This is a genomic window from Delftia sp. ASV31, from assembly GCF_016428765.1.
Taxonomy (GTDB): domain Bacteria; phylum Pseudomonadota; class Gammaproteobacteria; order Burkholderiales; family Burkholderiaceae_C; genus Comamonas; species Comamonas acidovorans.
Genome location: NZ_JAELTK010000135.1, coordinates 1 through 10,111, shown reverse-complemented (window position 1 = coordinate 10,111; position 10,111 = coordinate 1). Strand labels below are relative to the sequence as shown.

12 protein-coding genes and 1 pseudogene are annotated in these 10,111 nt (G+C 70.2%); 1 reads left to right on the top strand and 12 read right to left on the bottom strand.

The window, feature by feature from the left end; translation table 11 throughout:
- From JHD82_RS27620 to gspG, 10 genes and pseudogenes are all read right to left on the bottom strand, one after another.
- Positions 1–189, bottom strand: a pseudogene (locus JHD82_RS27620) (type II secretion system protein GspE); the annotation flags it as partial.
- 14 nt (positions 190–203) lie between these two features.
- Positions 204–2,570, bottom strand: a complete 2,367-nt coding sequence (gene gspD, locus JHD82_RS27615) for a type II secretion system secretin GspD (RefSeq protein WP_199140000.1) — start codon at positions 2,568–2,570, stop codon at positions 204–206.
- 3 nt (positions 2,571–2,573) lie between these two features.
- Positions 2,574–3,377, bottom strand: a complete 804-nt coding sequence (gene gspN, locus JHD82_RS27610; protein WP_065346788.1) for a type II secretion system protein N — start codon at positions 3,375–3,377, stop codon at positions 2,574–2,576.
- Positions 3,378–3,379: 2 nt separating this feature from the next.
- Entirely contained in the window at positions 3,380–3,946 is a 567-nt protein-coding gene (gene gspM, locus JHD82_RS27605) for a type II secretion system protein GspM (protein WP_199139998.1), read from the bottom strand.
- Positions 3,943–5,187 carry a type II secretion system protein GspL gene (gspL, locus tag JHD82_RS27600; protein WP_096914023.1) on the bottom strand — a complete coding sequence of 415 codons (1,245 nt, stop codon included), beginning with the start codon at positions 5,185–5,187 and terminating at the stop codon, positions 3,943–3,945. The genes gspM and gspL overlap by 4 nt, the downstream gene beginning before the upstream one ends.
- A gap of 44 nt (positions 5,188–5,231) precedes the next feature.
- A complete protein-coding gene (gene gspK / locus JHD82_RS27595) occupies positions 5,232–6,209 on the bottom strand; it encodes a type II secretion system minor pseudopilin GspK (protein WP_199139996.1) in 978 nt (325 codons plus the stop codon).
- Positions 6,206–6,913, bottom strand: a complete 708-nt coding sequence (locus JHD82_RS27590; protein WP_199139994.1) for a prepilin-type N-terminal cleavage/methylation domain-containing protein — start codon at positions 6,911–6,913, stop codon at positions 6,206–6,208. Before JHD82_RS27590 ends, gspK begins: the two co-directional genes overlap by 4 nt.
- Positions 6,914–7,312, bottom strand: coding sequence for a type II secretion system minor pseudopilin GspI (gene gspI, locus JHD82_RS27585; protein ID WP_199139992.1), 399 nt, complete (start codon positions 7,310–7,312; stop codon positions 6,914–6,916).
- Complete coding sequence (locus tag JHD82_RS27580; RefSeq protein WP_199139990.1) at positions 7,309–7,764, bottom strand: Tfp pilus assembly protein FimT/FimU; 456 nt, start codon at positions 7,762–7,764, stop codon at positions 7,309–7,311. The genes gspI and JHD82_RS27580 overlap by 4 nt, the downstream gene beginning before the upstream one ends.
- 82 nt (positions 7,765–7,846) lie before the next feature.
- Entirely contained in the window at positions 7,847–8,323 is a 477-nt protein-coding gene (gene gspG / locus JHD82_RS27575; RefSeq protein WP_012207486.1) for a type II secretion system major pseudopilin GspG, read from the bottom strand.
- Between the two features lie 22 nt (positions 8,324–8,345).
- Between gspG and JHD82_RS27570 the strand changes: the two genes are divergently transcribed.
- Entirely contained in the window at positions 8,346–8,819 is a 474-nt protein-coding gene (locus JHD82_RS27570; RefSeq protein WP_012207485.1) for a type II secretion system protein N, read from the top strand.
- A gap of 6 nt (positions 8,820–8,825) precedes the next feature.
- Here the strand turns inward: JHD82_RS27570 and JHD82_RS27565 are convergent, their stop codons facing one another.
- Together JHD82_RS27565 and JHD82_RS27560 are read right to left on the bottom strand one after the other, a co-directional pair.
- The gene (locus JHD82_RS27565) at positions 8,826–9,428 is read right to left on the bottom strand and encodes a histidine phosphatase family protein (protein ID WP_199139988.1); all 603 of its coding nucleotides are present in this window, start codon (positions 9,426–9,428) and stop codon (positions 8,826–8,828) included.
- A partial coding sequence (locus tag JHD82_RS27560; protein WP_199139986.1) for an adenosylcobinamide-GDP ribazoletransferase occupies positions 9,425–10,111 on the bottom strand: 687 nt, incomplete at its 5' end. The genes JHD82_RS27565 and JHD82_RS27560, both read right to left, overlap by 4 nt.

Here is a 10,111-nt window from a genome sequence, read left to right as displayed (position 1 = left end):
GGCGCTGATGCGGTGCGCCAGCGTGCCCGCATCCAGCATCTGCCAGCGCTGCACCGCATGCTTGCGCTGGACTTCGGACAGGGCCTGCCAGTCGGGCGAGGGGCCGTGCCAGAGCAGGGGCTCGTGGCCGTCGTCCTCGATCAGCAGCTGGCTGGTGCGCGCAAACGCATAGGGCAGGGGATAGCGCATGGGGCCTTCCTGCCTCAGAGCGCGCCGGGGGCTGCCGGCACGGCGGGAGCGGCGGGCTGCGGCTGGGTGAAGTCGATCAGCTCGGGCTTTGCGCCCGGCACGTTGACGATGGCGGCCGGATTGGTGAACGAGCCGGGGTCCGGCTGCGGCGTCAGCGTGGGCAGCACGGGCGCGGCGTTGACCGAGCGCAGCAGCACGTTCTGCTCGGGCTGCAGTCCTTGCTGCTGGGCGCGGATGGCTTCGTAGCGCTCGGAGGAGACCTGATTGGTGGCCGCCGCATCGCGCATCACCACGGGGCGCAGGAAGACCATCAGATTGGTCTTGTTGCGCTTGCGGTTGGTGTTGCGGAACAGGTTGCCGACCACGGGGATGTCGCCCAGCAGAGGCACCCGGTCCTCGGCCTGGGAGTAGTTGTCGTCGATCAGGCCGCCGAGCACGACGATGTTGCCGTCCTCGACCAGCACGTTGGACTCGATGGAGCGCTTGTTGGTGGTCAGGCCGTTGGTGTCCTTGCGCGTGGACTCGTCCACCGAGGAGACTTCCTGGAACACGGCCAGCTTCACCGTGCCGTTCTCGTTGATCTGCGGGCGCACGCGCAGCATCAGGCCCACGTCCTTGCGCTCCACCGTGGTGAACGGGTTGACCGTGCCGCCCGTGGAATTGCTGGCGTACGAGCCCGTGACCATGGGTACGTTCTGGCCCACGATGATGCGCGCTTCCTCGTTGTCCAGCGTCATCAGGTTGGGAGTGGACAGGATGTTGGCGTCACCGCTGTTCTGCAGGAAGTTGGCCAGAAAGCCCAGCGTGTCCTTGCCATTGACGCGCTGCGTGAAGCCGAGGTTGGTGCCTCTCAGGCTGGACAACGTGTCTCCCGTGATGGCGCTGCCATCGAGGCCTCCATCCTTGACCAGGCCGAGCAGGTTCAGGATGTTGGCGCCCGCCACATTGGAGTTCGTGCCCAGGGTGCCGATCACGCGGCCGTTGTTGCTGAGCATGGCCTGCCACTGGATGCCGAACTGGGCCAGCCGGTTGTCCTTGATTTCGACGATCAGGCTTTCGATCAGAACCTGGGCGCGGCGGCCGTCGAGCTTGTCGATCACGGCGCGCAGTTGGCGATAGATGGGCGGTGGGGCCGTGATGATCAGCGAGTTGGTCGAAGGATCGGCCTGGATCATGCCGCCCGTGGACGGCTGCTGGGCCACGCCCAGCGCGCCGCCCCCTCCGCTGCTGCCCAAGCCCGAGGACGAGCCCATGCCCATGGATGCCGTGCCGCTGGAGTCGCGCGAGACCACGGGCTGCGAAGTGGGAATGGAGGACATGCCGCCGCCCTGCGGCGTGGTGCCGCCCGCACCGGGCTGGCCGCTGGCCGTACCCGCAGCCGTGGCCTGGGCGCCTATGGCTGCGCGCAAGGTGGCTGCCAGTGCCACGGCGTCGGCGTTCTTGAGGTAGACCACGTGGATGTTGCCCTGGTCGCCGCCGCCGTTCATGGCGGGCTGGTCCAGCCGCGCGATCAGCGAGCGCACCTGGGCCAGGCGTGCGGGGTTGGCCGCGCGCAGCACGATGGAGTTGCTGCGCGGCTCGGCCATCAGCGAGGTCTTGAAGGCGTTGTCGCTCTGGCCCGGAATATTGGCGCCGCCGGCGGTCACGGTGAGGCCGCCGGGGCTGGCCGTGCCGCCTTCGATCAGGCGCGAGACCAGGGCCACCATGTCGGTGGCCACGGCATGGCGCAGGGGGATGATTTCGACATCGGTGGCGTTGGACACATCCATGGTCGCCACGATGCGCGAGATGCGCTGCAGGTTGTCTGCGTAGTCGGTGATGACCAGCGAGTTGTTGCCCGGGTTGACGTTGATGGTGTTGTTGGGACTGATCAGCGGGCGCAGCACGGGCACCAGGTTGGCCGCGTTCTCGTAGTTGAGCTTGAAGATCTGGGTGACGATCTGGCTGCCCGCGCTGCTGCGGCTCGCGCCCACGGCCACTTCGCTGGCCTGCAGCTTGGCGTCGGCTTCAGGGATGACCTTGTACAGGCCGGCCGATTCGACAATGGTGAAGCCCTGCAGGCGCAGCGCTGCCAGGAACTGCTGGTAGGCGGTGGCAGGCGGCACGGGCCTGTCGGTCAGCAGCGTGATCTGGCCCTTGACGCGCGGATCGACCACCACGTTGCGGTTGGTGATGGCGCCGATGGCGCGCGAGACGGCCTCGATGTCGGCACCCGAGAAATTCAGTGTCACAGGCTCGCCGGGGCGCAGGCTGGGCGTGGCGCCGGCCGGTGCATTGGTCTGCTGGGCCTGGGCGGTGCCAGCGGTGCAGGCCAGCATGGCGCTGACGGCCAGCGTGTGCAGGGTGTTGCGCCAGAACGGGGTCGTGTGCTGCTGAGTCATGGATCAACCAAAGGAAATGATGGACCGGGGCCCCTGGCGCCGTCCCAGAATGTTGAGCAGGTTGGACAGCGCGGTTTCGCGCTCCGGGCTGGCCGAGGCCTCGCCCTGGAAATGCAGCCGCTGGCCTACCCATTGGCCCTGGCCGCTCAGGCGCAGGTCGCCGGTCAGGGTACTGAGCTGCAGCTGCGGACTGTCGCCCCCGAGGATGTCCAGCCGGTAGCTGCCCAGCGGGCGCAGCGGTGACAGGCGTGAGGATACGGCCAGCGCCTCCAGGCGCGTGCTGCCTTCGCTGCGCCAGCGGCCCGATTGCCACAGCAGCTGCAGTTGCAGGGCCTGCGTGGCCAGCCGCAGCTGGCCTTGCAGGTCCACCGTGTTCCAGGGCGTGCCCAGACCGGACAGCAGGGAGGCGGGCCAGCGCGTGTCGCTGTCATGCACCACGGCGCTCAGGCCCTGCCAGCGGGGCAGCAGGTCCAGCACCACGGGCGTGGGTGTGCAGCATTCGCTGCGCAGTTGTATGCGGGCGCCGTCCAGGCGGGGGCGCAGCGTCCATTCCAGCCGTGTGGGCAGGGCCGTGCGGTCGCGGCTGCCGGCGCCTCCGGTGAAGACCAGGGAGGCCGAGCCATTCCACAGCGTGCCGCGCGGCTGCTGCAGCAGCACCTGGCCCTGCGTGGCCGAATCCACGCCGCGCGCCAGCCAGGCGGCGGGCGCCCAGACGACGGTGGTGGCCACCAGGCCGCACAGGGCACCGGCCAGCGCCCAGCCGCGCGGTGCGCGCAGGGCTGGCTGGGAGCGGGGCTTGCGTTGCATGCTCAAGGCGCCCGCGACGGATCGACGGGCAGGTCCAGCACCAGGCTGCCGTCCCAGCGCACGGTATCGGCAGCGCCTGCGCCTGCTGCGCCGGAGGCGGCGGCAGTGCTTGCAGATGCACTGCGGGCCAGTTTCATCTCGGCCGGAACGGCATGGGTGTTGCTGCGGACCTGGGCCAGCCAGCGCGCCAGCGCGGCGGCGGGTGCGGCCTTGAGCGTGATCTGTGCGCGGTCGCCCATCCAGTTCAATTGGGCGGAGGCTCCCAGTTCGGCGGACAGCGAGCTTTGCAGCAGCGCCTTGGCATCGCCGACCACGGGGCGTGCATTGCCGCGCAGCTGCTCGGCCTCGGCCTGCAGCAGCTGCATCTGGCGCAACTGGCGGTCGGCCTGGGCATGGCGTTCGGGCGCGGTGCGCAGGCTGTGCAGGGCGGGGGCCAGGGCCACCCACCACAGCAGGGCCAGTGCCACCACGCCGCCGGCCAGCAGGGTCATGTTCTGTTCACGCGGCGCCAGGGCATTCCAGCGCGCGCGCAGGGGTGCCAGGCTTTGGCGGGATGCGCGCATGTTCATGGCCGGGCCTCCTGGGCAAGCAGCAGGTCGGCGCCGTCGCGCTGCAGTCGCAGGCCGCTGCCGGCCAGATGTTGTTGTGCCTGCTCCAGTGCCTCGGCCTCCAGCGAGACGCCCTTGAGGCGCAACTGCCGGTCCTGGTAGTCCATGGCCTGGGGCAACTGTCCAGCGGGCAGGGCCCGGGATGCGGCGGCCAGCAGGGGCTCCAGGTCGCCCTGCGTCAGCGCGCCGGCGGTCTGGCGCAGCGTGGCGACTTCGCGCTGCATTTGAACGGGCGCGTCGACGATGACGGGCACGCGGGGAAAGCTGGTGGCCAGCGTGGAGCGCACCTGGACCTGCTTGGCCGCGATGGCGCGGTTCTCGGTCCAGGCCCAGGCATTGAGGCCCACTACCTGGGCCAGCAGGGCGAGCACGGCGCCCCAGCGCGCGGCCTTCCATTGCGGCGCGCGCAGAAAGCTTTGCCAGCCGTCGAGCATGCGCCGCCGTGTGCGGCTGCCGCCGCCCAGATCCAGGTCGAACTGGGCCAGGTCCCAGCTTTGTGCGCGGGCCGCCAGGCCGCGCTGGGCGTCCGTCAGCAGGCTGACGGGGCGCTGCAGGGCCTCGGCGGCGCGGGCCAGCGCCGGGTCGGCCTGGATCGGGGTGTCGGGGGGCAGGGCCTGAAGCAGGGCGGCCAGCATGGCCGGGTCGGCACTGTCGGTGCGCAGCGGCAGGCAGGCCAGCGAGTCCATGCCCTGCGCGGCGGTGCTCAGGCCGGTGGCCAGCAGCCAGGCCGATTCGGGTGAGCCCACGGCCCAGAGCTGGGGCGTGGCCTGGGGTGGACATTCCGGCACGATGCGGCCCACGGGCCGCCCTGCGGATTCCAGGGCCTGCAGGTGGGCATGGAGCCAGGCCTTGTTGCAGGCGGCAACCCAGCAGGGCTCGCCTGCGCGTGCCTGCGGCTGCAGGGCCAGGTGCAATTGGGAGGGCTCGTCGAGCAGACGCTCTTCCAGCAGCCCGTCGAGCACGGCGCGCAGGCGCACATGTCCGCGCCGGCTTCCCGTAGGCACGCCATGGGGGAGGCTGACCAGATGCCAGGACAAGGCCTGGTGCGGCACCACGGCAACCGTCTGGCCGGTGCGGCCAGGATCGGGCAGCAGGCCTGCGGCGGCGTGGCCATGCCGGTCGGCGCGCAGGCCGTCACTGCTGAGTGCGTAGGCGTATTCGCCAGCGGGGCCCGCAGGCAGATGAAGAATCAAGGTGCTCATGGGCGGAAGCGGGCATTGTAGGGGGCGAGTGTGACAGCCATCTGTCATGGTGCGGGAGCTTCGGGCAATCCCCAGTCCCCCCTCTCACGCCAGATGGTAGTGACTGTCATGTTGTTGCGACGCAACATGGAGCGTTCGCTGGCCACGATCTCGCCCAGGCGCATGCGGCCACGCGCCTCGAAGAAGCTGGTGGCCACCGACAGGTTCTGTCCTTCGAATTTCTGCGGCAGGCCCAGCGCGTTGGAGGCATCGGCCAGGCTGCGCAGCGGGCGCGATGCGCGCAGCTGCACCAGCTGGCTGGCCTGGGACCAGGTCAGGTCCTCCACGCTGGCCCAGATGACTTCGGCGCTGGCGGTGTTGAGGTTGACGGGCGTGTTCTCGGGCAGCAGGGTGATGTAGGGCTCCAGGCGCGCGACGACCTCGGGCGGCAGGCCCAGCCAGCCGAACTGGCCCAGCGTGCGCGGCATCAGGAACTGCGCACCCTCGCCAGGGGTGGCGGCTGCGCGCAGGGCCTGGATGATCTGCGTGGCATAGGCAGGGGGCAGGTTCAGGCGCTCCAGCAGGCGGGACAGCGGGCGCAGGGTTTCGGGCTTGTCGGGGGCGCTCAGCAGGTTGCGCAGGTTCAGGCGCGATTGCAGGTCGATGATCTGGCCAGATAGAAAGGCGTCCTGCATGTCGGCCATGCCGTCATCGACCTGGCTGACATTGTTCTGCGCCGCAAGAAACGTGGACAGGCGCGCCTCCTGCAGCGGCACGGCCCAGGGTTCGGCCAGATGGTCCACCTGCAGGCTGGTGCGCGCATCCTCGGCCAGCACCACGCGCGACCAGTCCAGCGCACCCAGCAGGATCCAGGCGGCCTGCATGCGGTTGCGCTCGGCGGTCTCGACCTCCACGCTGCGCCACTGCTGCCACAGCGCGGTGGCGGCGAACGTTGCCACCAGGGTCACCGTGAGCATGGCGGCCAGCAGGGCCACGCCACGGTGGAGGCGGCGGCCGGGCAGGGGGCGGGGTGTGCGCATCATGATCGGCTGTTGGAGCGCAAGGGGTTGACCCAGTCCATGGTGACGCGGCCAGGAATGGCGCTGTCGGGCGGCAGGGTCAGTTCGACGCGGATGCCGTCGGGAATCGTGGGCAGCTGCGCGCTGCTGTTGGTGCCGACGGACGGCGGGTTGACCGTGCCCGTGCCGTTGTCCGAGCCGCTGGACTGCGGATTGCTCCAGGCGTTGTCGCGGTAGTAGTACAGGCGCCATTGGTCCAGGGGCATCAGCACGGTTTCGCGCCGGCGCTGGTCGTCCGAGGGGTTGCGCCCCCATTGCGATCCCTGGTTCCAGGCATCGCGCCACTGTGCGCGCGTGCGCAGCGGCGGCGACTGCCAGCGCAGCCACTGGTCGCGCCCTGCCGTCTGGCGGCGCGCCCAGGCGACGACCACGGCGCCGTCGTCCACGGCGGCGCTGCTCTTGCGGGTCATGCGCAGCACCTGGCCGTCCCAGTCGATGACCTGCGTGTTTTCAAGCGGCATCAGCGCTTCGAGGTCGGCATTCCATTGGGCGATGACGGTCTGCAGCACCATCTGCTGCTCGTTGCGGGCACGAATGCTCTCCTGCGAGCGCACCATGCTGTCCAGTCCGCGCCAGCTCACCAGGGCCAGCAGGGCCATGACAGCGATGGCCACCATCAGCTCCACCAGGGTGAAGCCGTGCGTGCGGGAGGGGTGGCGCAAGCGCATTCAGAAGCGTCCCACGATGGTGGATACGCGCAGCACGGGATGCTCTGCCGTGACCACCAGGGCATCGACACGGCGGAAGCTGGGATTGGGCGTGGGCCGCACGCTGAGCCGGACCTGCAGTTGCCGGCCGCCCTGCTCGCAGGTCAGGCTGTTGTCGCCCACGGGCGGCATCTGGCGCGACAGGCGCATGCGCACCAGCTCGTTTTGCGCGCACAGCTGGGCCAGCAGCACCTCGGACTGGCGCTCGGCATTGAGTGTCAGGGCCGATGTGGCCTGCAGACCGGCCATGAGCGCAATGCCCACGATGCCCAGGGCCACCAGCACCTCGATCAGCGTGAAGCCGCGTGCCGGGCGCCTGGGGGCGCCGTGCTTTCGGAGCGGTCCGTGGAGGGCGGTCATGGCAGGGACTGCACGGCAAAGGGCCGCAGTCCATCCGTGGCCACGCGCAGCGGCGGGCTGGTGGAGTCGCGCAGCGTCAGCGTGACGGACTGGGATGGAATCAGCGGCTCGGGGCCCAGCACCAGCGGCGTGGCCGGCTGCGCCTGCACACCGGGCTGCAGCCATTGGGAAGGCAATTGCGCGCTGGCGGGCAGTCCCTCGAAGCGAAAGCCCTGCGGCATGGGTCGCCAGCGAACGGGTACGCCGTTGGCACGGGCCTGGGCGCGGGCCGACTCCAGCAGCGCGGCCAGGCGTTCGGCCTCGCGCTCCAGCTGCGCCTGTCCGCTGTCGCGCAGCGACAGGCTCACGCCTGCGGCGGCAATCGCCATGATGCTGATGACGACCATCAGCTCCAGCAGGGTGAAGCCGCGCGAAGGGGGGGATAGGGGGAGGGGAGCGGTCTGGCGGGGCATGAGAGCAGGCAGGCCCGCCGGGAGTGCGGGCCTGTGGTGCGGTGCGGCGCGGCCCCTGCGGGCCGTCGCCCGGGCCATCGACTTATTGCCAGCTGCCGATGTCGGCATCCTTGCCCTCTCCGCCGGCCTGGCCGTCGGCGCCAAAGGACATGATGTCGATGGGGCCCTTGATGCCAGGATTCAGGTACTGGTAGGGGCGGCCCCAGGGATCGTTGGGCAGCTTTTCCAGGTAGGGCTTCCAGTTGTTGGGCAGCGGTCCGCTCGTGGGGCGGACGATCAGGGCCTGCAGGCCCTGCTCGGCCGTGGGGTAGCGCTGGTTGTCCAGGCGATAGAGCTTGAGCGCCTGGGAGATGTTGGTGATGTCGGTGCGTGCAGCCGTGACGCGGGCATCGTCGGCGCGGTCCAGCACATTGGGCACGATCAGGGCCGCCAGCACGCCGATGATGACCAGGACCACCATCAGCTCGATCAGCGTGAAGCCGCGCTGGACGGCAGTGCGCAGGGCAGGCAACGGACGGCGGGGAAGGCTGGTCATGGAACGGTGCAGCAAATTGGACATATCGCTCCATCATAATCGCGCGATGGTGACACTTTCATTGAACCGCGGCCAGGCCGGGACCTGGCATGTCAAGGCGGCCACATTCGTGCTCTGGCTGCTGGCTGCCGGCGTCGTGGCTTTCTGGGCCATGCGCCTGGGCAACGGCGGCGCGGGAGCGCCCGTGCCACCCGCGCCCGCCGAGCCCTTGCAGGTCGATGCGCCCGCGCTGGCGCAGGCCCTGGGAGGCGTGGCAGCCGCGCAGGGCGCCGTCGCCCCCGCTGCAGCGCCTGTGGTCTCGCGCTATGCGCTGGTCGGTGTGCTGGCCGGGCGTGACAGCGGCGGCGGCGCGGCGGTCATCGCCGTGGGCAACCAGCCGGCCAAGCCCTTCCGCGTGGGGCGCGCCGTGGAAGACGGCGTGGTGCTGCAGTCGGTGTCGGGCCGCGAGGCGCGCCTGGGTCCCAGGGTCGATGGCCCGGCTTCCATCACGCTGCAGATTCCCCTGCCCGACAAGCGCTGATCCCGGTCAACGCGGCAACGGCAGGTCCAGCACCAGCCAGCCGCCAAAGTCAGGCGCGGGCAGCGTCCATTGGCCCGCCTGGGGCAGGGCACTGCCTTCGCGCATCAGCCATTGCACGCAGCGCGCCACGCCGGCATGGGTGATCCAGACGGTGTCGCGTGCGGCGCCATCGCCCACCGAACTCCTGCTCGCCTGCTGCAAGGCCTCATCCACCCTGCTCAGCATGGTCGCCAGGGACTCTCCCCGGCCCGGCGCGTGCCCGGCAAGGTCTGCCGCCCAGGCATCGATGGCGCTGCGGTCCAGCGCATCCCAGGGCTGGCCTTCCCACTCGCCGAAATCCATCTCCAGCAGGCGGCTGTCCGCCGCCGATGCCAGGCCGGGCCGCAGTGCCTGCAGGGCCCGGGCCAATTGATGGCATCGGCGCAGGGGCGAATGCACCAGCAGGCAATCCGCAGGCAGGGCGAGATGCAGGGCCTGCGCCGCATCGGCCGTGGACTGGGCGTCGGCTTGCATGTCGAGTCGGCCATAGCAGATGCCGGGCGCCACCAGCGGGCGGGCATGGCGTACCAGCCAAAGGCGTGGTGCCGGTTTGGCGCAGGCGGAGTTCATGGCACGCGCACCAGTACGGCGGCAGCTCCCAGCAGCATGGCCAGTTCACAGACCTGCTGGGCAGCGCCCAGGCAATCTCCCGTCATGCCGCCCAGCCGACGGCGCAGCCAGCGCACCATGGCGGCCGTGGCCAGGGCGCCGGGCAGTACCAGGCCGATGACGAGCGGCAGGCCCCCCAGCCAGCCTGTCAGCGCCAGGGCGGGCAGGCACCAGAGGGTTGCCGCGACCAGGCCCCTGGCAGCCAATGGCCGACCCGCGGCGTGCAAGGCCTTGGAGTGGGCGGCCAGGCCCACATAGGGAAGGCATTGCATGAGGGCCAGCGGCGCCATGCGCGACAGCACATGGATGCTGCACAGCAGCAAGGCCGCCCATTGCACGCGGATGTCGATCAGCAGCGCGACCAGGGATAGCTTGGCCAGCAGCGCCATCACCAGCGCCATGGCGCCGTAGGCTCCCAGGCGCGAATCCTTCATGATTTCCAGTGCGCGCTCGGGCGGGACAAAGCCGCCCAGGCCGTCGGCCACATCGGCCAATCCGTCTTCATGCAGTCCCCCGGTCAGCCACAGCGTGGCCACGGTGGAGAGAACGGCGGCAACCAGCGGCATCCAGGGGCTGGGTGCCAGCAGCCAGCCCGTTGCCGCCAGGCACGCTGCGCCCCATGCGCCCACCAGCCAGCCGACGCC